The sequence below is a fragment of the Rhizobium sp. Leaf321 genome (assembly GCF_001423215.1).
Taxonomy (GTDB): domain Bacteria; phylum Pseudomonadota; class Alphaproteobacteria; order Rhizobiales; family Rhizobiaceae; genus Neorhizobium; species Neorhizobium soli.
In genome coordinates, this window is record NZ_LMOF01000004.1 from 134,157 (window position 1) to 160,450 (window position 26,294).

Here is a 26,294-nt window from a genome sequence, read left to right on the forward strand (position 1 = left end):
GGGATTGTCGTGGCTGCGTCTCATAGAATTCGATACCGTCAAGATCGACCGGTCCTTCCTCCATGACTGCAACACGGAGCGAGGACGACGAATGATGTTGGACATCATCGGTCTGCTTCGTAATCGTGGAACCCGCATTCTTGTCGAAGGGGTAGAAACTATCGAGCATCAGCGTCTGATGCAGCAGTACGGCATTCATCAGCTACAAGGGTACTATCTTGGCCGACCGGCGGCTGCAGACCAACTTCACACCCTCAACGTGGTGCCGTTCGATATCATGAAGAGCCGAATCTGCTAGATTCTGTAAAGTAGGCGCCGAATTACGTGAAGCAACATAGCTCCCGCAGGTGACGACGTATGACACACTGGTGCCGCGGAGCTTCGCAGGTCCGCCATGCCAACCCTGCCAAAGATTCAGGGTTTGACTATATCTTCACATGTAGCCTTTACGACTTGATAGAAGTCGCCATTGAGACTAGGTGCAGCGCCGACCATCAAGTTGATCGACGACGATAGCGGAGCGCCCAACGCATGTTCCCGAGGAAGCAGACCCAATATTGGATCTTTATTGGGCTACTGTTGCTGGGCTTTTGCGGAGCTTCCGCAGTTATGCTGGCCGAACTGCGCCAAGAGAGCTGGACGACTGCCAATACCGGCGCAAAAAACCTCCTGACTAGCCTGTCCCAGGATATAGAAAACCGCATCGACGTCTATGACGACGCTCTGGAGAGCGTTGCCTCCCGGCTGGAGCAGGGAGGCCTTGCAGACCTGCCAGCCGATCTTCAACAATCGGTGCTTTTCGATCGTGTTCTGAAGAAGCCATACTTCTCAAGCTTGCTGGTCCTCGATAGCGTCGGGAACGTTCTGCGTGATGCCGGCGCGTTTCCTGCGAGAACTGATAACTTTGCAGACCGTGTCTACTTCCAGGTCCACGCGGAGGGAGAGGTCCAGGGGCTTTACATAAGCAGCCCTTTTCAGAGGCGTCTGACCGGAGACGACCAGGTGATAGCCTTGAGCCGCCGCATCAATGGTCCAGACGGTAGTTTTGCCGGAATTGTTGTCGGCACGTTGAAACTCAGTTATTTCCGCAATCTCTTTGAGACGGCCAATCTAAACGAGAATGATGCCATCAACCTGTTCTCTCAAAACGGCGTCCTTCTCATGCGCACACCGTATCTACCCGACCAGATTGGCCGCAACCTGTCCGGATCTGAGAATGTCCGCCGCTTCCAAGAGTCTAATGCGGGCGCGTTCTCGGGTACTGCTGCAATCGACGGCATCACTCGACTTTACAATTTTAAAAGGTGGGTTCGCTACCCTTGATCCTCAACGTAGCACTGTCCCATGACGACATCTGGTCTGGATGGCGTAGGCAAGCAATCACTATAGTCGCCATACTGGCTCTGCTTTGCACACTGGCCGGGGCTCTCGCTCTGACGGTGCGTCGCGAATTCAACCGCCGCGCACAAGGAGAAGCAAGGACGCGTGAAAGCGAAACCCAGTACCGCTTGCTGGCGGATCATGCCACTGACGTAGTCACCCGTCTGGACGCAGGTTTGATACGGAGGTACGTTTCTCCTGCATCACGCGATATGCTGGGTACAGAGCCTTCCGAACTGTTTGGAAAGGCTGCCAGCGAAATCATTCATCCGGAAGATTGGCCAAGGGTTGAGAATGTCGCCAGTGAAGCACGCGCAACCCGCTTGCCAGTCGAAGCCATTTACCGCCTGAGGCACAAGCGAGGGCACTATGTATGGGTCGAAGGCCGGTACCGCTACGTTGCTGAAGACAATGGCTTCATCGTCGTCCTGCGAGATATTTCTCAGCGCAAGGCCGCAGAGGCAAAGCTTGAGATTGCTCATGCCGAACTTGCACGCCGCGCCAATACCGATGGATTGACTGGCCTCGCGAACCGCCGGAGCTTCGATGAGAGACTACATGAGGAATGCGAGAAAGCTATTGAGAGGAATGTACCGCTCTCACTTCTTTTCATCGATGTCGACCGCTTCAAACTTTTCAATGATACCTACGGCCACCAAGCTGGGGACGGCACCTTGAAGCTGGGGCTGCCGATCCTAGTTTATTAGCCGATACGCTTTCGCTTTTGCTGGAAGGCGCACGTGTAAACCGACAAGCCACGGGGGCCGAAGGTTCAACAAGTCGGCTGCGGGATTCTTGCAATGCGACTATCAAAGCGTTTGTCCCTTTCGACCTCGCGCGGTAGGCCGGTTAAGTGGGTTCTTTGCGAAAAACGGAAGAGTTCGATTCAGCGTACCCGCAGCCGCTTAGGCACGTAGTAGACACCGTTGCAGATCACCTCCTATCTAGGACGGAAATACGGTAAAATACCGCGTCGACGACATAGAGCGGTCCGGCCTATATCGCCGACGCTTTGTCCTAAACTGTGGAATGTCAGGAACAGAGCGTCTAAGTGCTCATCGAGAACACGCTTTCCAGCCATGGCAGGACGCATTCCCGTTAACTCCAACTAACTTTCCGTAGGTTCCGAACTAGATGCGATCACTTTCACAAGCGCAAGGATCGATCTCCGAGTTGCCACGTCTGAAATCTTGGCAAAAGCGCGATTGAAAGCCAGCCCTTCGGAGGAGCCCATCATTTGTGCAAGCGCCGCAACTTCTTGTGAGCCAACCTCCTGACCTTCGACGAACTGACCAAACAGCGCTGCTGGCTCTACTCGCAACACACTGGCGATCTGGTGAAGGCGGCTTGAACCGACGCGGTTGGCGCCTTTTTCATATTTCTGGACTTGTTGAAATGTCACACCAATCCTCTCCGCCAGATTGGTTTGCGAAAGCCCCAGGAACTTTCGTCTTTCCCTAATCCTTGCGCCGACTTCGACATCGACGAGTTCAATACCTTTTTGGTGTGCCACCTTTATCCTCGCGTTTGTAGTTTTCATTCTTCAAGGTAGAGACCTACGAGCAAGATACGGTGCTCCAAAGCTTCTTTAACTTGGCACGAGGCTCCTATGCATCAGAAGGAACCGCTTTTTCGGTCGTCACTGCTCGGACCTTCAGATAGATATGCTCCACCTCATATTCGCAAGGCTATGCTTTTGGCAAACCCGCAAACCCATCGCGTAAGGGGCCTTTATGTGTTTTAAACCAAAAGCACCAGCCTTGGACGCCGCAGCCTGACAATTGCCCTATACCCGGGATCCATCAAGCGGTTACTCTGTTCCTGTAGACGGCGCTGCTCGATCCCTTCCGAAGCGTGATATCCACACTCGCATTATCCTATCAGGAACTGGCTCAGTCGCGGGCATACGAAATCAAGAAAAACCCGGACGCGGTGTGGCAGTCGCGGTCCTCCGAGATAAAGAGCATGAATTTCTTCCTCATCGCCTTCAACAGCGCTCGACAACACCTCGACAAGCCGCCCATCGGCGATGTCAGCGCGAACATGGTAGTCGCCAAGCCGGGCTAAGCCGACGCCCGCGAGCGCCATGCGTCGAACGGTCTCGCCATTGTTTGCGAGAAGCGACCCTACCACTGCTCTATCAACGATCCGTCCGCTCTCCTTCAGAGGCCAAACGGGAGCCGCACGCCGAAAGTTGAATCCAAGGCAGTTGTGTCGAACAAGATCATCAACCGTTTTAGGCTCCCCATAACGCTCCAGATATATTGGCGCCGCAACGATTTTGCGCCTCGCGGTTCCGATCCTACGCGCAACTATCGTTGAGTCCTGTAAGCTTCCGACGCGAAAGGCAACGTCAGTGCGATCAAGGTAAAGGTTGACCATTTCATCAGACAGCGAGAGATCGACAACGATGTTCGGCTGGGCCTCCCACAACGCCAAAAGTACCGGTTCCAGCCCCAGAGTACCGAATGCAACTGAGGCATTGACGCGGATCGTACCGCTGGCACTGACTGCATCCTGTGCGATGTCCCGCTCGATTTCAGCAAGTTCCTCAAGCAGCGCGAGACTTCTTTCGTAGAAAATCCGTCCTTCATTCGTAAGTGCCAGCTGCCGGGTCGAACGTTTCACTAGACGAACGCCAAGTCGGCTCTCGGTGCGGCTGATGAGTTTGCTCACAGTCGAAGGCGTCATCAAAAGTAGTCTCGCTGCTTGCGAAAAACTTCCGGCTTCGACGACGCGAACAAATACCTGCATCTCCCCGACACGATTATCCATCGCACTACCTCACTCATGAATTTGCTTCACAGATAATGTGGAGGATGAGCCAGTTATCAAGTCCGTCAGCGGTGCCTATCTCCCACCTCACATAGCGCATTCGTGTGTCACCATCAAAAAGGGGCTGACTCACCGAGAGGAGGCCTCCTGTCGATTGGTACTGACTGCGATTCTTTTCTTTACCAATAAGCCCGCGGGCGCCCCGCTCGGCTTTGAAGGAGATACACATGAAGACCGTCAATGTTCACGGGGCTTCAATTCCCGTAGTCGGGTTCGGTGTTTTTCGGATGTCGGACGTCGAGGTGGAACGGGCAGTTCCTGCGGCACTTGAGGCTGGCTTTGTTCACTTCGATACAGCCCAGATCTATGGGAACGAGGCCGCGCTCGGCCGTGCCATCGAAGCAGCGGGAGCCAAGCGCGGCGATCTTTTCCTAACCACCAAGGTATGGGTCGACAACTACACCCCGGAAAAGTTTACCGCGTCGGTGGATGACAGCCTGGAGAAGCTGAAGACCGATCATGTCGATCTGCATTTGCTGCATTGGCCCGGCGAAACGGTTTCGATACGCGATCAAATTGAGATGCTCAATGCCGTCCAAGCCGCTGGCAAAACGCGCTTCATCGGCGTCAGCAACCAGAATGTTGAACAGATGAAAGCGTCGATCGCCTTCAGCCTTGCGCCAATTATCACCAACCAAGTTGAAGTGCATCCCTATCTTGATCAGTCGACAGTAGCACACGCCGCGAAAACGGCAGGGGTCGCTTTGACTGCCTATTACGGGATGGCTGACGGCGCGGTACCCAGCGATCCCGTGCTGCAGAAAATCGGTGGAAGTCACGGCAAGAGCGCCGCGCAGGTGGCACTGCGATAGCTTGTTCAGCAAGGTTTCGTCGCGCTGTCCAAAACATCCAAGCCCGAACGCGTGGCAGAGAACATCGATATTTTTGATTTCACGTTATCAGTCGAAGAAATGACTGTGATTAGCAAGCTCGCCCGCCCGGATGGCCGTCTTGTCAATCCTCCAAGTCTCGCTCCGCATTGGGACGTATGAATGCGTCCTCTTTCCTCCAGCCCTTGGGCCGGACCGCGTATGAAATCAACAAGGAGAAATTCTATGGTAGACTGGGCACCGTCCAAATATGGACCGGATGATGAAATCGGCGCCGCCACCTTGCTGACGCCGGAAATCACGCTCGCAGCGATGCAGCTCGTGAAGACCGGGCGCTCCTATCCGCTTGCCGTTCCGATCGACAAGAACCTGCCCGCGTTCCGGCACAGGAGCTTCAACCTCTACAATGTCCAGCCAGACGAAGCTGGAGGTACGAGCAAGGCAGTGAACAAGTTCACGTTCAACGACGAACTCGTCAACGGCTGGACAGGCGTTGGCACGCAGTTGAACGGGATCGGCCATATCGGAATAGACTATGTCTATTACAACGGAAACAAGGCAGCGGATTTTGTAACCGTCGAGGGCGTGACCAAGCTGGGCATCGAAAAGGTCCCTCCGATGGTGACGCGCGGCGTGGTACTCGACATGGTCGAATACTACGGTCAGCCGATCGTCCCAAAGGATACGGAGTTTACCGTCGCCGATATCAAGGCGGTGCTCGAGAAGCGGTGTATCACGCTTCGCACCGGTGACGTCGTTCTCTTCAATACCGGATGGCTCGAATTGATCGGCAAGGACGACAAGACGTTCTTGGAAGTTGAACCAGGTATTGGCATGGAGGCGGCTGAGTGGCTCGCGGAGCAGGGGATTGTCGCATTCGGTGGAGACACCTGGGCGTCCGAGATCTATCCCGCGAAGGATGGGCAGGAGTTTCCAGTCAACCAGTTCATGCTGGCAAAGAACGGAATCTATAATCTTGAACTCATCGACACCTGGCCGCTCGTTCGCGACGGGGTCTTCGAGTTTCTGTTCGTGCTTGGGCAGCCCCTCTACAAAGGCTCCACACAGGTCAACATCAACCCGGTAGCGGTCTGCTAAAAGCCTGCAGCCATCAGCCTGAAAAAACACAAGGAAAGTATCATGGACTTAAAGCTCAAGGACAAGACCGCGCTCGTGACAGGTGCCACGGCAGGTATCGGTCTCGAGATTGCTCGCCGGCTCTCGATGGAGGGTGCCGACGTCATCATTTGTGGCCGTTCGCAGACCAAACTCGATGCCGCGGTTGCGGATATCGGGCCCAATGTCCGCGCCGTGCTTGCTGATCCGGCGACGGCCGAGGGGGCGGAAGCATTGATAGAAGCCGTCCCTGACGTCGATATCCTCGTCAACAATCTCGGCATCTACGAGTCAAAACCTTTTGCGGAAATCACCGATGAGGACTGGCGTAGGTTCTTTGAGATCAACGTGCTGAGTGGTGCACGTTTGTCCCGGCATTATTTTCCCGGGATGCTGAAACGTGATTGGGGACGGGTCATCTTCATCGCGAGTGAATCCGGGGTGATGGTGCCCCCCGACATGATCCATTACGGAATGACCAAGACCGCTCAGTTGGCGATCTCGCGCGGCATGGCGGCTCTGACCAAGGGCACGCGCGTGACAGTAAACACCATTCTTCCTGGAACGACACGTTCGGATGGGATCATTGACTTTCTGAAAAGCGTTGCCACCGATCCTCACGCGGCTTCCGAAACGATCGAAGCCGAATTTTTTGCTCGTGACCGGCCAACCTCGCTCATCCAGCGAATGATTGAGCCGGAGGAGATCGCAAGCCTCGTTGCGTATGTCGCCAGTCCCCTGTCGGCGGCCGCCAATGGAGCGGCGCTGAGAGCGGACGGCGGCATAACGCCAACAATCATCTAGGGCGCTTGAATCGTTTCGACCGGATCGCGGTCGTGAGAGGCGGGATGTTCAGAAGTCCCGGTTGCTCCTCACGCAGGTTTTTTTTCCGTGGGCGCTGTTGCGCCCACGTCTATGGCCAACGTTACCGGAAGTCTAGGAAACTATTTGCTGCAGACATGCAGTGCGCCAGACCGCCAGGTCCGCTCCAGCGTACCTGAGTATTTAGGAGCCAGGATTGGGCTTTAGTTTCATGCGTACCCCAAATTCGCGTACGTCAAAACCTCTTCAGCAGCTTGTGTTGGCAGACGTTTCCAGCCTAGCTGTCAAACGGCTCTCTTTTATCTACTACCTGGGATCAGGACGGCCAGATGGCCCAGAAAAGAATGCCGAGAACGATGATGTAAGCCATTGGCAGTGCCAGAAATCGAGCCATGCCGCTATTTGTATTGCCATGGCCAACCCAAGCGAACCACCAGTCGGGGCCTTGATTTCCACTCTTTGACATCAATTTCTCCTACTTATTCGCACCGTTCCCTGCTAAAATTCTACGCTGGTCTTTGGCTTGCCAGCCAACATGTTGCGCCTTCCGGGACGTGTCAACGCTGCCCTTCAACTCAAATCAAAGCCGTTCTGGCCGACGAACGTTGGGCCGCTGCTATGGTGGTGATCTGTACCGTTCCACTCTTCCGTTAGCAACGTTCAGCGGAGCTGGAATCCATGCACCTGGCCTGATTGTAGATTTTCGATAAGACCCGGAACAATACACGCTCGTTCTACTTGTGCATGAAACAGGGCGATTGTAGCGTGACAAATGTACTCATTGTTGAAGACGAACCGATCCTGGCCATGATGGCAGAGGATGCAGTGATTGAACTCGGATTCAATGTTGTTGGCATAGCAGCGAGCCGTGATGAAGTTCCGCCGTTTGGCAGCATCGAAGTCGCCTTCGTAGACTGCAACTTGCTCGATGGTCCAACAGGACCTGATATAGGACGAGAACTTGCCACTGCTGGTGTCACAGTTGTTTTCATGACGGCGAACCCCGAGATATTCGGCGACGGCGTTCCTAAGGCCCTTGGGGTGATCAGCAAACCTCTCCTTCCATTGGAATTGACGACTGTTATCCAGTTTGCAGTTGATAGCCGGAATGGCACCAAAGCCGTTGCTCCTGATCGCTTGAGATCATTCGTCTAAACGAGAGGGGTCGGCATCCTCTCAGTTACAGCACCAGTCTGGGGTAGTCTGTGTATCCCTCCGGGCCCTCACCATAGAACGTGTCCCTATTCGGTGTGTTCAGAGGAAGGTTCCATCGAAGGCGCTCGGCAAGGTCCGGGTTGGCGATATAGTCGCGACCGAATGCCACTGCGTCGGCATCTTCAGCGTTGATAAGTCGCTCCCCGTCTTCCTTGGACATAAGTTCGTTGGCGATGACCGGTCCACCGAAGCGGCGCTTGATCTCGCCGAGCAGGCTATCTTCGGCTTCAATCTCGCGGACAAAAATGAAGGCGATCTTCCGTCTAGCCAGTTCGTCGGCGACGAAACCGAAAATTGCCTTGGGATTGCTGTCGCCCATATCGTGTTCCTCGCCCCGAGGTCGCAGGTGCACTCCGACATGATCAGCGCCCCAAACCTCGATCAATACATCAACGATCTCAAGCAGGAACCTGGCACGGTTCTCGACTGAGCCACCGTAGCGATCAGTGCGCTTGTTGGTCTTGTCCTGCAGGAACTGATCAATGAGATAGCCATTGGCAGCATGTAGCTCAACGCCGTCGAAGCCAGCGGCCTTTGCTCGCTCCGCGCCCCGCCGGAAGTCCTCGACGATGCCAGGTATCTCGTCTGTCTCCAGAGCCCGTGGAACGGGATGAGGTCGTTTCGGACGTAGTCCCGAGACATGACCAGTCGCCGCGATTGCGCTGGGCGCAACAGGAAGCTGGCCGTCAAGGAGTTCTGGATCAGAGATGCGCCCAACATGCCACAGCTGCAGGAAGATGCGACCTCCGGCATCGTGGACCTGCTTTGTAACGTGTTGCCAACCTTTGGCCTGGTCATCGTTCCATATACCGGGCGTGCCCAAGTAGCCAACGCCTTGCGGAGATACGGAGGTCGCCTCGCTCAGGATCAATCCGGCACCAGCCCGCTGTCGATAGTATTCGGCCATCATTGCGTTCGGCACGCGTTCGACACCAGAGCGCTTGCGCGTAAGCGGGGCCATGATGACGCGGTTAGGCAGCACAAAAGCGCCTACCTTCAAAGGATCGAACAAACGGGACATCAAAATCTCCTTGCTTGGTATGGATATGGCCCTAACTCCTTCTGGAGACAATCGCCCCTCTGGTTGTCCTACTGTACACTTGAAGTCGTCAATTGGAGCGAGTGTTAAGTGGCTCTTACGAACCCTTTCGGTGGCGTAGAAATCTTTATCGCGGTTGTGAAGGCTGGCTCATTCACAGCGGCCGCAACACAGTTCGGTATCACCAAGTCCGCTGTCGCGAAGGCGGTCGCCCAGTTGGAAGGTCGACTTGGCGTGACGCTGCTACATCGGACAACGCGTCGGCTATCGCTGACACCCGATGGCCAGGCCTACCTCGGGCAAGCCGAAACCGCATTCGATCTGCTCCGGTCAGCAGAAGACGTTGCGCGGTCGAAGGCCAGCACTGTTCGAGGAATACTACGGGTGGACATGCCAGCGGCGTTCGGTCGGCGGATCGCCATGCCGATCCTGTTAAACATTCTCAGGGCCCACCCCGACCTTCGCCTGGAGGCCAGCTTTTCGGATAGGGTCATCGACCCTGTTGAGGAGGGGGTAGACCTATGTCTGCGATTCGGCGAGTTGCCTGACCGAACTGACATTGCTGCTCGACCACTTGGCTCACAGCGCCTCGTTCTTTGCGCAGCACCGCGCTATCTCAGTGATGCAGGGGAACCCACGGACCTACGCGATCTTCAAAATCACGCTTGCATTCTCGGAGGCTCGCAATCTAGAGCCGCGCCTTGGCGCTTCATCGAGAGCGATGGGCGCGTGAAGTCAGTTGATCCAATTGCAACCCACGTGGTGAGCGACGGAGAGGTGGTCATCGATATGGCAGTTGCCGGTTTCGGCTTATGCCAGATGCCGCAGTCTCTTCTGCAGCCTTACATCGAACGGAAAGAGCTAGTCGAAGTGCTGCCTGAACGGTGCCAGGTGCAGTCGCCATTTAATGCTGTCTGGCCTGCGACCCGTACGATGCTCCCACGGGTCCGAACTGTGGTGGATGAGCTTGTTCGAAGAGCTAACACTAAAGCTCTTTAGCAGGCCAATGACTTGGCCGCCGTTCAGTAACCGGCCCGAGGTCGTTATGCGAAAGTTACTGCAGGTTCGATTAGTCAGCGATAGAGTAGTAAATTAAATGAATTTCAGCAGAAAATTCGAATGAAGAAAAACGAAGACATCCATCCTGAAGCTGCCGTGGCTCCAGGCTATTTGGCAAATCATGCCGAACGAGTGTTCAACCGGTCGGTAGATAACGCGTTGCGATCCCATGGTATATCGCTGACCCTACTTGGCCCGCTGCTATGGTTGTCTTGGCGCGGGCCTATGCTGCAGAGGGACCTCGTAAAAGCATCGGCCGTGAAGCAGCCCGCGATGGTCGCGACACTCGATAAGTTGGAAGTGGCAGGCTATATTGAGCGTTCCCCCGTGCCAGCTAATAAGCGTGCCTCAACAGTGATCATCACGCCACGCGGCCAAGAACTGGCAGCGCTTGGGCGACAGGTGTTGCTCGACACAAATGCGAGAGGGATGCAGGGCTTCAGCCCTGAAGAGGCTGTGGTTTTCGTAGCGATGCTCCAACGCTTTATCGGCAATCTGGAACGATAAAGGCGATTATATCATTCGTGATGTTTACTTAATATCATGCGTGATGTAATCACGGGACAACAGGAGTATCTGTATGTCCAAACGAGTCCTCATTAGTGGCGCGAGCGTCGCAGGCAACACGACGGCCTGGTGGCTATCTCGATATGGCTTCGAAGTCACGGTTATCGAAAAAGCCCCGGCGTTTCGCGACGGTGGCCAAAACGTCGATGTTCGCGGGGCTGGCCGCGAAGTGTTGCGCAGGATGGGCTTGGAGCAAGCGGCGCTCGATCTCACCACTGGAGAGGCGGGAACAGACTGGGTAGATGAGAATGACAACACAATTGCGCGGTTTGCCGTAGCCGATATCGGCGACGGACCGACTGCCGAGCTGGAGATCATGCGCGGCGACATCGCCCGAATGATCTATGACCCGGCAAGCCAGCGAGTAGCCTATCGGTTTGGTGAAACGATACACGCTTTGGAGCAGGATGCCTCAGGCGTCACCGTGCACTTCGCAAGCGGCACAAGCGAACGCTATGACGTCGTGATTGCTGCAGAAGGCGTTGGGTCGCCGACCCGGGAGAAGATATTTCCAGACGAAAACAAACCGAAGTGGATGGACATCACCATCGCGTATTTCGGGATTCCCAAGACGTCCGATGATGGCGAGTTCTCACGCCAGTACAACACCATCGGGGGGATCGGCGCGACGCTGAAGCCGGGTCGCGAAAACAATGTCCATGTATACATGGGTATGCAGAAAAAGCCGGAGGGCGAGAATGAGTGGAGCACCGAGCGTCAGAAGCTCTTCCTGAAGGAGAAATTCTCTCATGCAGGATGGCATTTCCCGCGCATTCTGGACGGCATGTTCAAGACTGACGATTTCTATTTCGATGTCTTGAGGCAGGTTCGGATGGATCGGTGGTCTAACGGCCGAGTGGTTCTGACGGGAGATGCTGCCTGGTGCGCCACGCCATTATCGGGCATTGGAACGACGCTTGCGGTCGTTGGTGGCTATGTGTTGGCAGGCGAATTGTCGAAGACGAATGATCTTCCATCTGCGCTTGCAGCATACGAACGCGTAATGCGGCCTTTCGTAAAGGAAGGGCAAGGCGTACCGAAAATTTTGCCTCGTATGCTCTGGCCTCACTCCCGTATCGGTCTGGCTGTCCTTCGTGGTACGATGCGCGTAGCCGGGACAGCTTTTGTTCGAAAGACTTTTTCGAACTTGTACCTCAGGGACTCGAAGAAGGTCGAACTCCCAAATTATGCAGACACATCGACCGTATAACGGTTCAGGAAACCAGACCTTCGGCAGCATCACCACCATTTGAGACGATGCTGTAGCCGCTTATCTGAATTGATACGTCCTCATCCAGGCTTCCGACCTCGGTGAATGTAAGGCTGTCTCGGATTTGCTTCCTCAACCAGCCATTCGCCGGATCGCTATCGGCATGGTTTGCCCAGACCATTTTCACCGGCGGAAATGTTAGGTTTACAGGTAGTGGACTTGTCTCCAGTCCCAGCAGAGCTGCATAGCGAGCAGCGATCCGACTCGGAACCGTTGCAATCACCGGCGCAACCTGCGCCGCCGAGAGTACCGACATATAGCCAGGTGCGGCCGCAATTACGTTCAGTTCTACGCCAGCCCTCTCAAGCGCGTCCTTGATACAGCCCTGCAACGTCTCATTTTGTGAGATGGTGGCGTGCTCAGCGGAAAGATAGGCAGCAAGGCCGACCGGGTTCGAAAGCTCCAGCAGCGCAGGGTTAAAGCAGCATGCCATCTCGGGTTCATAGAGCGTCTCGAAAGAACGGCGGCTTGCCTTCGAATAGGTGCAGCCGACCGCGATATCGATGCTTCCATCCTCTAAGGACGGCTCCATAGCGTCGTACGGAAATACCCTAGCCAAAACCTTGAGACCGGGCGCGTCGCGACGTAGGCGCATCGTCAACTCGGGGATTAGCAGCAGTTCGATTTCCGGGGACATGGCAATCCGGAACGTTCGCTCTTCCGTCGCGGGGTCAAAAGCTTGGCTGCCGGTCAACGCCATCTGCGCCTGACGAAGGCGCGGCGCACGGGGATAGCAAGGCTCCGGGCTCGTGCAGTCGGCTGCATTACCTGACCAACGCGAATAAAGAGATCGTCCTGTAATAGAACCCGGAGCGTCGATAACGAATGGCTCATTGCCGGTTGCTGAATCTTAAGCCGCCGTGCTGCCTTGGTAACATTTCCTTCTGCCATCAGGGCATCGAAGGCCACGAGAAGGTTAAGGTCGAACGAGCGCAGATTGAAATGATCGATAGTTGTCATGAGCCACATCGATTTGATTGCTGATAAAGCGATACATACGTGGTCTTCAGGTCAGTTCAAGGCCGTCTCCCGCAACCCTTCTACCACTTGGAGTTATACATGCAGAGTCGACGCTCACTTCTCATCAGCACCACCGGTGCAGCATTTGCTGCGGGTGTCATCGCTTCCCTGCCTGCCACCGCTTTAGCCAAGGCACCAATGATCGGTAAACAGGCCGCAAGCTTTTACCGGATGAAATTGGGTACCTACGAGATCACCGCACTGTCCGACGGCACGGTGAATCTGCCAATGGCGCAAATTTATAAGAACATTACTGAAAGTGACGCAGAGACCTATCTCGCTGGTCATTTCCAGTCGGGTTCAGCCGAAACCTCGGTTAATGCTTTTCTGGTCAATACCGGCGACAAGCTCGTTCTCATCGATGCAGGCACCGGGGACCTGATGGGGCCGTCGCTCGGCAAGCTCGTCTCAAATATCGAGGCTGCTGGCTACAAGGTAGATCAGATAGACGACGTAATTCTTACGCACATCCACGCCGATCATTCTGGCGGGCTCGTCGCCAACGGCGAACCTTCGTTTAAAAACGCGATCCTGCACGTCAACTATCGGGAAGCCGAATTCTGGCTCAATGCCGATGCAGAGGCCAAGGCTGACAAGGTGCTGGGCCCGCAGATAGACCAGGCTGAGAGATGCGTTGGACCCTACGTGAACGCCAAAAAATTCGAAACGTTTGCAGACAACGCCGCCCCGTTGCCCGGCTTTGGTTCTGTGTTGCGGGCTGGCCATACTCCAGGCCACAGCGGCATCATCTTGGAAAGCCAGGGGGAGAAGATCGTGTTCTGGGGTGATGTCGCTCATGGCGACGTCCTGCAGTATGACCGTCCGGAAGTTACGGTCGATTTCGACGTCGACCAGACAAAAGCTGCAGAATCACGCGCGATTGCATTCGCCGAAGCAGCAGATCAAAAATATCTGGTCGCAGGGGCTCATCACGCCTTTCCAGGTATTGGTCATGTCCGGCGTGACGAGACGAATTATGATTGGGTACCTGTGGTCTACAGCGCCAATTACTGATTTCGGATCAGGCATCGTTCCCGTGACGGTGCCTGATTTATGAAATTATATGCTGGATTGCGTCAGGCTGAAGATGGCCCATCGATCTCGGTCCGAAGCCGTTACCCGTCGGCACCTTAGCCGATTCAATCGCCGCGCTCCCCGGCGTCAAACCTCGCTCTGGATGCCTCGATGTTCTGCCATGTGTCCCAAATCCAGTCGGTATCAACACAGGGCAGCAGTTCGGTGTAATATTGCCGTGCCACAAGGCCGTCTCTTCGGCTCTTGCCCGGACGATCTGCAATACTTCGATTCCGCAGGAAACGGGTGGCGTCAAGCGTCCGTGCGTCTGTATCGCTCGGCCTTCAACAATGGAGGCTAACAGATGGGTTTGCTTGAAAACAAGGTGGCTATTGTCACGGGTGCATCGTCAGGTATCGGCCGCGCCGCCGCGTTGCTGTTCAGCGCGGAAGGTGCGGCGGTTGTGCTCAACGGCAGAAACACTTCGGCGCTCGATCACGTTTTAGCCAGTATTCGTGCTGCGGGAGGACGATCTGTTGCAGTTGCAGGAGATGTCCGGCTGCCAGAGACCCATGCGAGGCTGGTAGCGGAGGCCTACCAGGCCTTCGGAGGGTTGGACATCGCGTTCAACAACGCGGCGTCCGTCGGTCCTGTTAAACCCCTTGCCGAGGTCGAGTTGCCGGAATGGCAAGATACGATCTCAACGACCCTGACCTCTGCCTTCCTTGCGAGCCGCGTTCAAATTCCCGCAATGCTTCATAAGGGAGGCGGCAGCATCATTTTTACATCGAGCTTCGTCGGCACGAGCGTCGGGCTTCCCGGCATGGCGGTGTATGCTGCTGCCAAAGCGGGCTTGATGGGGTTGGTGAAGGGTATCACGGCGGATTACGGCAGCCAGGGCATCAGGGCGAACGCTCTACTCCCAGGCGGGGTGGATACTCCTATGGCTGGTAACGAAAGCCAGAAGGCCTGGGCGGCCGGGCTGCATGCAATGAAACGCATCGCGCAACCCGAGGAAATCGCGAATGCTGCCCTCTTCCTCGCCAGCTCCATGTCAAGCTTTGTCACGGGTTCAGCCCTCTACGCGGACGGCGGTAACTCTGCGGTCAAGTGATTGTCGCAGCCTGAGGATCGCCGCCGCGCGGCGATCCTCTCCATGGGATCGGCAATGACCGCTCTTGGCGCAGAGCTGCCGAAGTCGCCTTGGCCCCGTGGGGTGACCCCACAAGCTATTGTTAGGCGGGAAACGCTCGTTTTTATTGTGAGACAAGTAAAAAAGGCAAATATTTTTAGAAGCTTGCATAGGTCGGTTGTAGCCCGAATGTAGTCGTTAATCTGGAGCGGGATTTGGTCGAGTAGCTTGGAGAAGCTCCTTGTGTAGCCGCTTCCGGTCGCCTACCGAAATGCCCGCGAGGTCAGAAATCCACAGCCCGTCGGCAGCGAGGCGTACAATGGCCAACTTTAGGTCGCCGTCCGTGTCGCGGTGCCTTTCGATGCGATCGTCGAACCATTTAGCCCAGAGGGCTCGAAGATCGGGGTCGGTCAGCCATGACATCGAGAGTGACACCCAAGGGCCAATCTCGGCATCGGGACCGGCCTCGAATACCGAACCGAGATACGCTCGGGTGAATACGCCGTAGCTTTGGCTGTCTGAGTTTATACGCGTTTGGATGTCACGATCAATGATGTCGATCAGCTCCTTGAACACAGCATCGACCAATGCCTGCTTGGATGGGAAGTGGTGCATGAAGCCACCTTTGGTCACTCCGGCAGCGTCCGAAACAGCTTGCACCGTCACAGCCGCCAGGCCTTGTTCTGCCGCCAGCCTCGCGGCGTGGTCGATCAAAGCCCTGCGGACGAGCTCTGGCTGCTTCTTTCGCTTGTGGGCGTTCTTCAAACTCAGTGTCCCCCGGAGTTTGAGAAGACGTTCACAACGACCACGCCACCGACGATCATGGCTATGCCGACCATAGCAGCAGTGTCGAGCGACTGCTTGAACACGACGATGCTGACGATCGCAGTCAGGACAATGCCAAGGCCTCCCCAGATGGCATAGGCAACGCCAAGCGGCACGAATTTCAGAGCCTGCGCGAGGAAAAAGAACGACCCAGCGTAGAAGACGGCCATGATCAGCGTCGGTGCGAGCTTCGAGAACTGCTCCGACTTCTGCAGGAACGAGGTGCCGACAACCTCAAAGATGATGGCGATGGCAAGTGCGCCGTAGGCGTAGATCGCAGGGTTCATATTAATCACTCTATCCAAAGATTGCTCATGTCCTGATAATACCGTATGTTCGGTTTCTTTCAAGCTTGGTTATGGATGACCCAAATCCGATCTGACTTTCAACAAACCTATTAGAAATGAAGGTGCGAGATGACGCAAAGCTGCCGAGGTCGGCCCCTACAGCCCTGAGCCGTCATCGATGTGTTGTTGGGGAATGCTAGACGGGCAGGTCAACCACAAAGAAACTATTCGATGCTGACGCTTCTAGCGCTTCATGGCTCAGGCCGAGACGAAACTGATTTGGCAGAGTTCTGTCAGCAGCTTGCACCTCAGGCCGGGATAATCGCGCCTCGTGGGACCTTCGCACAGGGAGGCGGGTTCACTTTCTTCAAACGACGCTCTGATCGCAGCATTGCTGCGGCAGAGGTCGTGAATCAAGCGGCAAGCTGGGTTTCGCAGGATGGCAAGGCCAATCTCCCGGCATTATAGTGGGATATTCCAGCGGCGCGATATTCGCTGAAGCATTACTGTCCGTCATGCCCAAAAAGTTTACAGGGGCAATCCTCATGCGCCCCGAGCCGCTGTCCCCGAACTTCCGTTTCCCGGGAATGCCAGAAAAACCGATCCTGATAGTGGCGGGAACGCATGACGAGCGCAGACGTCACGACGACGCTGCTGTTCTCAGTGAGCAGCTTGTCAACGCTGGGGCTGTCGTTTCGCTACATGTCATAGATGCCGGTCATGGATGGGCACGTCAAAATGCGAACCTTACGTTGGCACTCTCCTGGTTGGCGGCCATCGCCACCGATTAACATCCGCTATTGGCGTAACAAGCGGTGGCCTCAGCACGCCGAGAGCTTGTTCACTACTCCGGGTACTAAGGAATGTCCAAGAGCACGGAGCGCAGGTTGTCCTCCCCATACGGCTTCAAAAGCACTTTCGTCATTCCTGAACCAGCCAAAGAAGGCACGTTAGGATCGCCGGTCGCAAATATCACCGTAAGGTTCGGAAACCTGGTCCTGGCACCTTTCGCGAGTTCAATGCCCGAGATGCCGGGTAGTCCCACATCTGTAAACAGAACATCGAAATTGCCGCTTTCAAGCATTTTAAGCGCGTCGGTGCCGTTGCCTACTTCGGTAATCTGATGTCCCATCTCTTCAAGCATATCGGCTGTGTTCAGCCTGATCAGAACGTCGTCCTCAACCAGCAGGATATTCCTGGAGACAGTCGCGGGAATGATTATGGTCGGCGTCGGTGTCACCGAGAGGGATTGATTTCGCTGCGCCTGATTGGCAAATACATGACGGATTTTGCGAGCCATGGCCTCCTTGGTGTAGGGCTTTGATAACAGCTGCACGCCAGGATCAAGTCGTCCGCCATGTACGATTGAGTTTTCAGTGTAACCCGACGTGTAGAGGACAGACAAAGAAGGGTTCTTCTCACGGGCGATCCGCGCTAGTTCGGGACTTTTCAGCGGCCCGGGCATGACGACGTCCGTGAACAGTAGATCGACATGCACGCCGCTTTGAAGAACGACCAAGGCGCTTTCGGCATCGTTCGCGGTGATAACCGAGTAACCTAGATCGCGAAGCAATTCAACGGCCGTCGCCCGGACGGCCTCATCATCTTCGGCCACCAGGATAGTTTCCGTGCCACCCTCGATTTTGCCAACGTCCATATCGATGATCAGGTCTTCATCGGACAGGACTTGCGGAAAATAGAGCTTGATGCTCGTTCCTTCGCCGACCTCGCTGTAAATCTTGATATGTCCGCCGGACTGCTTCACGAACCCGAACACCATGGACAGTCCGAGACCAGTTCCTTTGCCCTCTGGCTTGGTGGAAAAGAACGGCTCGAACACCTTGGCGACAATTTCTGGCGACATGCCCGAACCCGTATCGCTGACAGCCAGCATAACGTAGGAGCCTGGTTTAACCTCAGAATTGTCCCTGGCATACACAGCGTCCAGAGTGATGTTGCAAGCTTCGATTGTCAGCCTGCCCGTTCCATCCATTGCGTCGCGAGCGTTGATCGCAAGGTTCAGCAGCGCATTCTCGATCTGCGTCGGGTCGACCTGGACATTCCATAAATCATCAGAGACGACAGTTTCGATTTCGACGGCTTCACCCAACGAGCGTTTCAACATCTCGTCCATACCCGTGACGACGCGACCGATATTTATGACCTTCGGTTCAAGAGGCTGTCGACGACCGAAGGACAACAATTGACTTGCAAGCTTGGCACCGCGATTGACCCCGTCGAGCGCGTTGGCGATCCGCTTCACTGCGCGGTCGTTGCCAACCACTTCTTTCGACAGCAGTTGAAGATTACCCGAGACGACCTGAAGAAGATTATTGAAGTCGTGAGCCACGCCGCCGGTCAGGTTTCCAATCGACTCCATTTTTTGCGATTGCTGAAGTGCTAGTTCAGCTTTTCTCAGCTGTTCGGCAGCCTCAGTTTCGGCTGTTACGTCGCGACCGACGGCATGAATAACATTGTTGTCGGGGACTGCCGTCCAAGAAACCGTTCGGTAGACGCCGCCTTCACCGCGATAGCGATTGATAAAGTTGAGCGTCCGAAGGCCCTTATCAAGCTTCGCGACTTCATCGAGCGTAGCCTTGCGGTCTGACGGATGGACGTAGTCCATGAAGGGCTGTCCCAGCAATTCCTGCTCGGTCTGTCCGACAAGGGCCAGCATAGCGGGGTTAGCCGCCATTATCTTTGCATCCATACCAGCGACCAGCATGATCTCAGTTGAGAGACGCCACATTCGATCCCGGTCGGCAGTCTTTTCTTCGACCTGCTGTTCCAAATGATTGGTGAGGTTAGCGAGTGCCTCACGCGTGGCTCGGAGATCGTTGATGTCGGTGTTCGTCCCAACCCAACGAGTGATCTCGCCCCGTTCGTCTCGCATCGGTACGGCTCTTGCAAGATGCCATCGGTAGACACCATCATGACGTCGCAAGCGGAATTCCGTCTCGTAGACCAGTCCGCTCGTCAAGGCTTCCAGCCACTGCATCCCTGCGGTGTCGATGTCGTCGGGATGAACGATGCCAGTCCACGCCCGCCCATCAAGCTCGCCCTCGGATGCGCCCGAGTACGCGTAGGTGCGGTCGTTGAACCAATCCAGCAATCCATCGGGCGTTGCCGTCCAGACATGGTTCGGCATCGCCTGCGCGAACGTCTTAAACCGTTCCTCGCTCGCACGCAGGGCGAGGATCGCCCGATCCCGATCCGTGACGTCTTGAACGACGCCGACTAGGCAAACCGGCTGTCCTTCGGAATTGTACTCGAACTCAGCTTTGCGGGCTATGATCCGTTCTTCGCCGTTGTCTGCCCGCTTGATACGGTATTGGACGTCAAGCTGTGCCGTCTGCGTATTCCGTGTCTCTGCATTGGACACCTTGTCCTGGTCCTCCGGTATGACCAGGCTCTCGATTGTCTTCGCGGAGATGTTCTCCGTGTCCTGAATCCCGAACAGGCGGCAGAATTCGGGAGAAACTTCCAGGACGTCGTCACCAACCGAAATAGAGAAGATGCCGACGCCTCCTGCTTCCTGGGCGCGTCGCAGTCGTTCTTCGGTTCGTTTGAGTTTTTCAGTCGCCCGGTGCTCTTCAGTCCTGTCTCTGAGGACTTTGACAAACCCGACGAGATTGCCTCCGTCGTCTAGGAGCCGGGACATCTCCCCGCTTGCCCAAAACACCTCGCCCGATCTGCGGATATGCCAGCGCTCGTCGTTCGCTGAACCATCCTTGATCGAGAGACCCATCTCTGTGGCGATGCGATTTATCTCGCGGTCTTGCGGCGTGAAAATGCGAGAGGCGTCTTGCCCGAGGATTTCGTCCTCCGACCAGCCAAATATCGTCGCAGCACCCTTGTTCCAGCGGGTCACCTTGCCTTCGGTATCAAAGGCAATAATTGCGTAGTCTACGGCACTGTCTAAGACCTGGCGATTTTGCGCTTCGCTCCGTTTTATCGCAGCCTCGGCGGCAACGCGGTCGGTGACGTCGGTGCCCTGAGCGAATATCCCGGTTATCTTTCCCTTGCGGTCGCGGATAGGCTGGTAGACGAGGTCTACGTACCGGTCTTCCGGAGCGGAATTCTCGTCGCGCTGGAGGCCAACTCGCAGTGCTCGCCCTGTAAAAGGCTCGCCCGTCGAGTACACGTTATCAAGGATTTCAATGAATCCCTGGCTCGCGACTTCGGGCAACGCCTCGCGAACAGAGCGTCCGATGATTTGCCTATGCCCCACCAACTGCATGTAAGCCGGATTGGTAATATCGAAGATGTGGTCTGGCCCTTGAAGGATCGCTATGAACCCGGGAGCTTGATCGAAAAGAAGTCGCAGCCGATCCCGTTCGCCGCTGAGCCAGCGTTCCGATAACACTTTGTCCGTCGTCTCAACGACAACGGCCAAAATGCCAATGGCATTACCTTCAGCGTCGAGTATCGGAGAGTAATCGAGATCAACCCAAACGTCGTCCGGCTCACCCTCACGATAGAGGACGAGTGGTTGATCCTCATATGAGAGGGTGTCTCCCGCAAGACATGTTTGCAGGACTTGGGAATTGAGATCGACCGCCTCCGGCCAAGCCTCAAGCACTCCCATTCCAAGCAGGCCTGGATGGCGGCTTCCAGCAAAATCCGCATACGCATCGTTATAGATAAGAATTCCGTCCGGACCCCATAGGGTTGCCATGGCGAGCGGTGACTTTAGAATGAGCATGACGGTTGAACGAATGAGCTCCGACCAATTATCGATCTTGCCGAGTGAGGTCTGCGACCAGTCAAGCTCAGCAATGCGCTCACCAGTAGAGCCTGATTTCGCAATCAAAGCGGTGTATGATGACGCCACCTAGTTTCCCCCCAATACGCCGCTTTGGCGACCGCTACCACGAAGCAATAATCGTTAGATGGAACAAGGGGAAGCTAATGAACTCAGGATTAGCTGCTAAACTCGCAACCAGCCAGTCCAACTTCAGTCGTTCGAAACAGCTTGGCTGGGATGGAGCAGTGCGGCTTTGCAGCGTTGATTTCGGCCTATGATGTCCGAGCAAGTTTTCCTTACTCGCGGTGTAGAGCGTCGGTCCATGTTAGCCAGACGAGGAGAGATCAGTTGTCTCGGACCTCATAGATGTCAGCGTTGTCCTGAACTTCGCGGAGTCCTTTGTAGGAGGCGTGACGGAGATTGTTGTCATCCGTCCACCCTCGAAACTGGATTTCCGCGTAAGGGTTGGCTGCGCGAATACTAAGTTCTTTCCTTTACTGGTGAGTCTGGAAGCGGAAAAGCACGCTGCTACATCTGGCTGGCGGGCTCGATCAGACGAGGCTGGCCACCGGTACGCAGCCAGCCTCTTGACGGATCTTACATGCAGATCGCGCGGTTAAGACGAACGCCAAAATCCGCATCGGGGTTCGTCGTCGCGTCGCCGACCCGTTCCTGGATCACCGCCACGGCTAGATCACGACGCTTCGGCAGGCGAGCCTTCTCCGCCTTCGCCAGCGCGTCAGGCATCTCTTCCCGCGTTAGGTCGGTGCAGTAGCCAGGAGCGCCCGGCTGTTGCCGCCAGGACTCCGCGATAGTGCCCGAGTAGACTGCATCCAGCCCGGAGTCTTCGACAAGCGCGAGCCCTACCTCGCGATCTTCATCCCGGTCTGCTGCAACCGGAATGGCGAGACGTCCAGGACTTCCTGCGGGTTTGCCCTTCCTCGCGAAGGAGTCCGAACCAATCGCGTTCCAGGCTTTGACTATGGGGCGGCCAAGTTGCTCGGACACCCAGACGCTCTCTACCTTGCCGTCTTCGATCTCGACGATCTTCTCGTCGCGCATCGGATAGTAGTTCGAAGTGTCGATTACGACTGTTTCCTCAGTGACCATCGCCAACAGAGAAGCGATACCGGGAATACGGTTCAGGGGTATCGAGAGAATGATAGCGTCGGCGCCTTTAACAGCTTCCTCGGCATCGACAGCCCGTCCGCCTGACGCTAGCACCTCGGACGGGATTGTGTCTGGGCCACGCGAGTTGGCGACCTTCACGTCATGCCCTGCTTCGCTGAGGGTCCGAACTAGGGTTTTCCCAATGTGGCCGACGCCAAGAATTCCTATCTTCACGAGACTGCACTCCTTCACGGTTGTTTCATGTCCTAGATTAGGTGTAGCTGGTGAATTCAACAAGAACAGACAAACAAGTGGGTTACCCACTGCGAGGTAAGTATGGCCATCGAACGCGATTGGAGATGCGACGATTCTAAACAGCAGCTCGTTTGGGCAGCCGCCACTCGGGACGCCCTGCGTGTACTGGAGGGCAAGTGGAAAATCGTTATCGTCTGCCAGCTTTTCGGCGCAAAGGGACCGCTGAGGTTCTCCGAGCTGGAGAGGAGGGTCGAGGGCGTCAATCAGAAGATGCTGATCCAGCAGCTCAAGGAACTGGAAAAAGACGGGATTATCACCCGGACCGTTTTCCCTCAGGTGCCACCGCGAGTGGAGTACGAGCTGAGTGGGATGGGCATCGCGCTCTGCCCCGCGATGGCGGAGTTGATCGACTGGGCGTTCATGCGACGGGAAACGATGGGCGAGCCGACAGTAACGTCCGAAAAGACGAGTGCGCCGCAACTGTGAAGCCACAGAAGCCAGTCGCCTTCGGCGCTTCATGCGGGCCTATGAACACCGCAAGGCAGCGCTTTCCGCTACGCCGCGATCAGCGTTCTATCTCGACCGGCTTCCAATTCAACCTGAGATTTATTGAATCGGGTCCGAAGAGTTCGCCCTACCGCTCTCCGAAAGCCGCCCTATCTCCGTTTTCCACCAATGGAGGATGTAAATGAAAAAGCTAGCAATCATAGTCATCTCGATAATGACGGCGTTCACGGGGTATGTCCCGGCTCAGGCAATGCCAAAGGCGCCGATTGCCGCTTCTACGCCGGCGACCGACGTTCAGCAGGTTCAATACAGAGACGACAACCGCCGCTATGTTCCCCGCGGCGAGCGCCGCTACAGCAATCACTACGATCGTCGGGATCGTTATGATCGCAGAGACAGGTACGATCGCCGCGACCGTTACAGCAACCGCCGCTACGATCGTCGTTATGATAACCGCCGCCGCAACAATGCGGGCGCTATCATCGGCGGCCTCGCTGCAGGCGCCATCATCGGCGGCGCGATCGCCTCGCAGAACCGCAACGGCAGCAGCAGCTGCGCCGCGCGTTACCGCTCGTACCGCGCCTCTGACAACACGTATCAGCCCAGCTCGGGACCGCGTCGCGTTTGCCGCTAAGTTTGGAATGAGACGTTGCAACACAGATCCCGTCAGCGATGACGGGATTTTTCTATGGTATCTGGTGAAAAGCAGATAGGCGCCGCGCCAAATGCAATTTCCGCTCAGGACGGTCAGCAACGGCCGCGGAGCCCTCGGCAGCCAGGAGCCGCCGAAGGCAATCCAGATGACTACTGACGTGGAATGATCACGTTGTGACCGCGGTCGGGCCTGTCACCACCCCAATTTCCAGAGTTGTCGCGATCCGGCCGCGTCGGTCTTTCCGGTCTGTCTGGACGGTCGGGCCTGGTTGGCCGATCCGGACGGTCTGGTCTGTCCGGTCGATCGGGACGACCGGGTCTGTCTGGACGATCTGGTCTGCCATCCCAACCGCCCGGACGATCTGGCCTACCGGACCAATGGCCGGGGCGACCGGGGCGGCCTGGCCGGCCATCCCAGTGGTCCGGGCGGCCATAATGGCCGTGGTATCGGACGCGATCTCGACGCCAATAGTAGTCCGATCGGTCACCGCGATCGTAGACAGTTTCGTACGTCGAGTAGCCGCCAGTCTCGCTGACGCAGCCCGCAAGCGTCAGGCACGCCAAACCGATGGCAACCGCTCCTCCAAAACTTCTCATTTTCATTGTCAAGCTCCCTCCATGTGTCGGGACAGCGTCTGTCGACCGACCAAGCTCCTAACAGAAAAGGCCGGGGCGAAAGCCACCGACCTCGTCGCTGCTCTACCGCGCCAGTACATCCGTGGTCGTGGTGAGCATTCAAGGCGAAAGGTAGGATCATTCTTGCCCAAAGCAAGAGCCGCAGCCGACAGTTGACTCCGCCGCACGATGAGGGTCTTTCCAAGGGATGCGAGTAAAGTTGTGGGTGGAGTCGCGCTCTCTGCGCCCGGTCGCTTAGGTTCAACAGTGCGAGATCTGGCCGTTGCGCTTTCCTACCCATCGATACAGGATGCGAAGCCGCGGTTGCCTTCCTTAAACGGACCCCCACCCGCGGCGGAGGCTCGACGCGGCGGACCACGTTGAATGTGCGTCGAGCCTCGTCACGAGCAAGTGCTTACATGCTGCTAGATCTTCGAAGAATTGATGCGTCGTCCTGAGGCGGCCTCCACTGTCTTTCACCTCAATGCAATCAGAAAGAGCAGATGAACCACCTCTCCACGACAGTCGGGACCCTTGCATCGCTCGTCCTAATGATGTGGTGGCCGCTGACGTTTTTGCCCATTGGTTTGCCTTGGCCTGCTGCGCTGTCTAAGGGGATCGAAGAGCGCGAAAGGCTGAAGCGCCTCGGTCCTTGATTTCTTTACCCGTTGCTGCTCACATACGCGTGCCCCTCGGGGTACGGGTGTGACAGTAACTTGGGTGCTGTCTGATGGGACCTTTGCTCGAAATATCGGCCCGTCGCTGGAGCTACCTTGAGCTCTAGCCGCCCGACGTGACCGGACGGGCATTTTGCAATCTAAAGCCGTGTTCCGACGTCCTCACATCGATATGACACTCGACAGCTAGCGGGTCAGTCTTTCTTCAAGAAGCGTGGGTTGTCACGGTAGGCTTGATAGCTATCGCGGCAAAGGCTCGGCGTTGGGTCTCTAATTCCCTACATTTGGCGCCGAGTTTCACTTGTCATCACTGAATTTCCGCAGTTGATTGCCCGCCGCCCTGATGATCAAAGGTATGTGGTTGCCGACGGTCGGCTCTCCTTCAGTTCCCGATTGCTCTGCTGTCACCGGCTGACCGGCAACTGCCATATGGATTGGACCAGTAATACCGAACAGTGGCCGTGCTGCCGATCAACGTGCATTCTATTGTAAGGCGTCTCAGCACCGACCAGCGGCCAGATCGCCTCATCGTCCGTCGCACCCGTTTTCCTCGTCGACACGCGAGTTCAGCCGAACAGGTCCCTCGGCGGTGCCGAAACTCCGCCAAGGCCGCCGACCGCCGTGTAGCGCGGCAGCACCATCATTCGGTCGGCGGGCAGGGGACGCTGCAATCCCTTCGCCTCGCTCCACGGCGCCGTCATCCAGATCTCGCATTCTTCCTTAGTCGTCAGAAGAACGGGCATGGCCTTCGGGTGGATTGGCTTTACGATCTCGTTGGGGTCGGTCGTCAGGAAGGCATAGAGGTCGTGTTCTCCCTCACGCGGCGCCTTGATCGGTCCCCGTGAGCCGATCCACTTCGTATGGATGCCCGCAAGCATGAACAGCGGCTGATCCTCACCGACGACGAACCATCGAAGCGGCTTCTTTCCCGTCGCCGCGTCAGCCGTTTGTTCGTACTCGCTGAATGCCGTTGCAGCGACAAGACAACGGTTCTCGACGCGGAGCCACTGTTGCCAGTGGGGAATGAACGTCTTGCGGACGTTGGTTACGCCCCTGTCTGGCTTGCCGTCGAGATGCACCTCGGGCGTCGGCATGCCCCACGTCGACATCGTCAGCTCGCGCTCGCCGTCCGAGTCCATGCGGATGCCCCTTGACGATCGGGGTGGACGTTGATTGACGGGGGCAGGTTTCCTTCCCTGAACCGCGTGATGCTGATGAAGTCTCTGATGGCCGCCTGGTTAGTTGTGACATTGTAGAGGTTGCACATGCTCGCCTCTCCGTGTCGTCGGGTAGATAAGCGACAGAGTTAGAGTATCAA

Annotated in this window: 22 protein-coding genes and 4 pseudogenes; 13 read left to right on the forward strand and 13 right to left on the reverse strand. The window is 56.1% G+C overall.

Features of this window, described 5'->3' with window-relative positions; all coding sequences use genetic code 11:
• The 3 genes from ASF70_RS23440 to ASF70_RS23445 all read left to right on the forward strand — a co-directional run.
• A partial coding sequence (locus tag ASF70_RS23440) for an EAL domain-containing protein (protein WP_156461749.1) occupies positions 1 to 298 on the forward strand: 298 nt, incomplete at its 5' end.
• Positions 299 to 609: 311 nt separating this feature from the next.
• Positions 610 to 1,323 (forward strand): cache domain-containing protein, encoded by a 714-nt coding sequence (locus ASF70_RS03280; protein WP_162237942.1) that lies wholly within the window; start codon positions 610 to 612, stop codon positions 1,321 to 1,323.
• A 116-nt stretch (positions 1,324 to 1,439) separates the two neighbouring features.
• On the forward strand, positions 1,440 to 2,087 hold the full coding sequence (locus tag ASF70_RS23445; protein WP_244473949.1) for a sensor domain-containing diguanylate cyclase: 648 nt from the start codon (positions 1,440 to 1,442) through the stop codon (positions 2,085 to 2,087).
• 401 nt (positions 2,088 to 2,488) lie between these two features.
• Here the strand turns inward: ASF70_RS23445 and ASF70_RS03290 are convergent, their stop codons facing one another.
• Together ASF70_RS03290 and ASF70_RS03295 are read right to left on the reverse strand one after the other, a co-directional pair.
• Positions 2,489 to 2,893: a helix-turn-helix transcriptional regulator gene (locus ASF70_RS03290; RefSeq protein WP_244473937.1), complete on the reverse strand. Its 405-nt coding sequence runs from the start codon at positions 2,891 to 2,893 to the stop codon at positions 2,489 to 2,491.
• A gap of 359 nt (positions 2,894 to 3,252) precedes the next feature.
• Complete coding sequence (locus tag ASF70_RS03295; protein ID WP_062577399.1) at positions 3,253 to 4,155, reverse strand: LysR family transcriptional regulator; 903 nt, start codon at positions 4,153 to 4,155, stop codon at positions 3,253 to 3,255.
• Between the two features lie 227 nt (positions 4,156 to 4,382).
• Here ASF70_RS03295 and ASF70_RS03305 point away from each other — a divergent pair.
• The 3 genes and pseudogenes from ASF70_RS03305 to ASF70_RS03315 all read left to right on the forward strand — a co-directional run bounded on the left by ASF70_RS03305 (position 4,383) and on the right by ASF70_RS03315 (position 6,965).
• Positions 4,383 to 5,207: pseudogene (locus ASF70_RS03305) on the forward strand (aldo/keto reductase).
• A 63-nt stretch (positions 5,208 to 5,270) separates the two neighbouring features.
• Positions 5,271 to 6,143, forward strand: coding sequence for a cyclase family protein (locus ASF70_RS03310; RefSeq protein ID WP_200943498.1), 873 nt, complete (start codon positions 5,271 to 5,273; stop codon positions 6,141 to 6,143).
• A gap of 42 nt (positions 6,144 to 6,185) precedes the next feature.
• The gene (locus ASF70_RS03315; protein ID WP_062577404.1) at positions 6,186 to 6,965 is read left to right on the forward strand and encodes an SDR family oxidoreductase; all 780 of its coding nucleotides are present in this window, start codon (positions 6,186 to 6,188) and stop codon (positions 6,963 to 6,965) included.
• A 334-nt stretch (positions 6,966 to 7,299) separates the two neighbouring features.
• Here ASF70_RS03315 and ASF70_RS24295 read toward each other — a convergent pair whose 3' ends face one another.
• Positions 7,300 to 7,449, reverse strand: coding sequence for a hypothetical protein (locus ASF70_RS24295; protein ID WP_165699863.1), 150 nt, complete (start codon positions 7,447 to 7,449; stop codon positions 7,300 to 7,302).
• A 299-nt stretch (positions 7,450 to 7,748) separates the two neighbouring features.
• Here ASF70_RS24295 and ASF70_RS03320 point away from each other — a divergent pair, with 299 nt between their 5' ends.
• Positions 7,749 to 8,138 carry a response regulator gene (locus tag ASF70_RS03320; protein WP_244473938.1) on the forward strand — a complete coding sequence of 130 codons (390 nt, stop codon included), beginning with the start codon at positions 7,749 to 7,751 and terminating at the stop codon, positions 8,136 to 8,138.
• A gap of 25 nt (positions 8,139 to 8,163) precedes the next feature.
• Here the strand turns inward: ASF70_RS03320 and ASF70_RS03325 are convergent, their stop codons facing one another.
• A complete protein-coding gene (locus ASF70_RS03325; protein WP_062577406.1) occupies positions 8,164 to 9,219 on the reverse strand; it encodes an alkene reductase in 1,056 nt (351 codons plus the stop codon).
• 1,137 nt (positions 9,220 to 10,356) lie between these two features.
• Between ASF70_RS03325 and ASF70_RS03335 the strand changes: the two genes are divergently transcribed.
• A complete protein-coding gene (locus ASF70_RS03335; protein ID WP_062577410.1) occupies positions 10,357 to 10,803 on the forward strand; it encodes a MarR family winged helix-turn-helix transcriptional regulator in 447 nt (148 codons plus the stop codon).
• A gap of 73 nt (positions 10,804 to 10,876) precedes the next feature.
• Complete coding sequence (locus ASF70_RS03340; RefSeq protein WP_062577412.1) at positions 10,877 to 12,073, forward strand: FAD-dependent monooxygenase; 1,197 nt, start codon at positions 10,877 to 10,879, stop codon at positions 12,071 to 12,073.
• A gap of 4 nt (positions 12,074 to 12,077) precedes the next feature.
• Here the strand turns inward: ASF70_RS03340 and ASF70_RS03345 are convergent.
• Positions 12,078 to 13,093 (reverse strand): annotated as a pseudogene (locus ASF70_RS03345) (LysR substrate-binding domain-containing protein).
• Between the two features lie 99 nt (positions 13,094 to 13,192).
• Here ASF70_RS03345 and ASF70_RS03350 point away from each other — a divergent pair.
• Together ASF70_RS03350 and ASF70_RS03355 are read left to right on the forward strand one after the other, a co-directional pair.
• On the forward strand, positions 13,193 to 14,167 hold the full coding sequence (locus tag ASF70_RS03350; protein WP_062577413.1) for an MBL fold metallo-hydrolase: 975 nt from the start codon (positions 13,193 to 13,195) through the stop codon (positions 14,165 to 14,167).
• Positions 14,168 to 14,531: 364 nt separating this feature from the next.
• Positions 14,532 to 15,281, forward strand: coding sequence for an SDR family oxidoreductase (locus tag ASF70_RS03355; protein WP_062577415.1), 750 nt, complete (start codon positions 14,532 to 14,534; stop codon positions 15,279 to 15,281).
• 216 nt (positions 15,282 to 15,497) lie between these two features.
• On the opposite strand, the gene ASF70_RS03360 is transcribed toward ASF70_RS03355, so the two are convergent.
• The 6 genes and pseudogenes from ASF70_RS03360 to ASF70_RS03380 form a co-directional block, all read right to left on the reverse strand.
• Positions 15,498 to 16,064 carry a TetR/AcrR family transcriptional regulator gene (locus tag ASF70_RS03360; RefSeq protein ID WP_082471726.1) on the reverse strand — a complete coding sequence of 189 codons (567 nt, stop codon included), beginning with the start codon at positions 16,062 to 16,064 and terminating at the stop codon, positions 15,498 to 15,500.
• A 2-nt stretch (positions 16,065 to 16,066) separates the two neighbouring features.
• Complete coding sequence (locus tag ASF70_RS03365) at positions 16,067 to 16,411, reverse strand: multidrug efflux SMR transporter (protein ID WP_062577418.1); 345 nt, start codon at positions 16,409 to 16,411, stop codon at positions 16,067 to 16,069.
• An 856-nt stretch (positions 16,412 to 17,267) separates the two neighbouring features.
• Positions 17,268 to 19,160, reverse strand: a complete 1,893-nt coding sequence (locus ASF70_RS24520) for a response regulator (protein WP_280136582.1) — start codon at positions 19,158 to 19,160, stop codon at positions 17,268 to 17,270.
• A gap of 72 nt (positions 19,161 to 19,232) precedes the next feature.
• Positions 19,233 to 21,116, reverse strand: a pseudogene (locus ASF70_RS24525) (PAS domain S-box protein); the annotation flags it as partial.
• Between the two features lie 386 nt (positions 21,117 to 21,502).
• A pseudogene (locus tag ASF70_RS24530) lies at positions 21,503 to 21,654 on the reverse strand (ATP-dependent DNA ligase); the annotation flags it as partial.
• Positions 21,655 to 21,755: 101 nt separating this feature from the next.
• Positions 21,756 to 22,592 (reverse strand): NAD(P)-binding domain-containing protein, encoded by an 837-nt coding sequence (locus ASF70_RS03380; RefSeq protein ID WP_280136581.1) that lies wholly within the window; start codon positions 22,590 to 22,592, stop codon positions 21,756 to 21,758.
• A gap of 12 nt (positions 22,593 to 22,604) precedes the next feature.
• Between ASF70_RS03380 and ASF70_RS03385 the strand changes: the two genes are divergently transcribed.
• Together ASF70_RS03385 and ASF70_RS03390 are read left to right on the forward strand one after the other, a co-directional pair.
• Positions 22,605 to 23,009: a helix-turn-helix domain-containing protein gene (locus ASF70_RS03385; protein ID WP_062577424.1), complete on the forward strand. Its 405-nt coding sequence runs from the start codon at positions 22,605 to 22,607 to the stop codon at positions 23,007 to 23,009.
• A 202-nt stretch (positions 23,010 to 23,211) separates the two neighbouring features.
• A complete protein-coding gene (locus ASF70_RS03390; protein WP_062577426.1) occupies positions 23,212 to 23,664 on the forward strand; it encodes a BA14K family protein in 453 nt (150 codons plus the stop codon).
• Positions 23,665 to 23,851: 187 nt separating this feature from the next.
• Here ASF70_RS03390 and ASF70_RS03395 read toward each other — a convergent pair whose 3' ends face one another.
• Together ASF70_RS03395 and ASF70_RS03400 are read right to left on the reverse strand one after the other, a co-directional pair.
• Positions 23,852 to 24,172, reverse strand: a complete 321-nt coding sequence (locus ASF70_RS03395) for a hypothetical protein (protein ID WP_156461739.1) — start codon at positions 24,170 to 24,172, stop codon at positions 23,852 to 23,854.
• 1,370 nt (positions 24,173 to 25,542) lie between these two features.
• Entirely contained in the window at positions 25,543 to 26,115 is a 573-nt protein-coding gene (locus ASF70_RS03400; protein WP_348270985.1) for an SOS response-associated peptidase family protein, read from the reverse strand.
• Positions 26,116 to 26,294 lie beyond the last annotated feature (179 nt).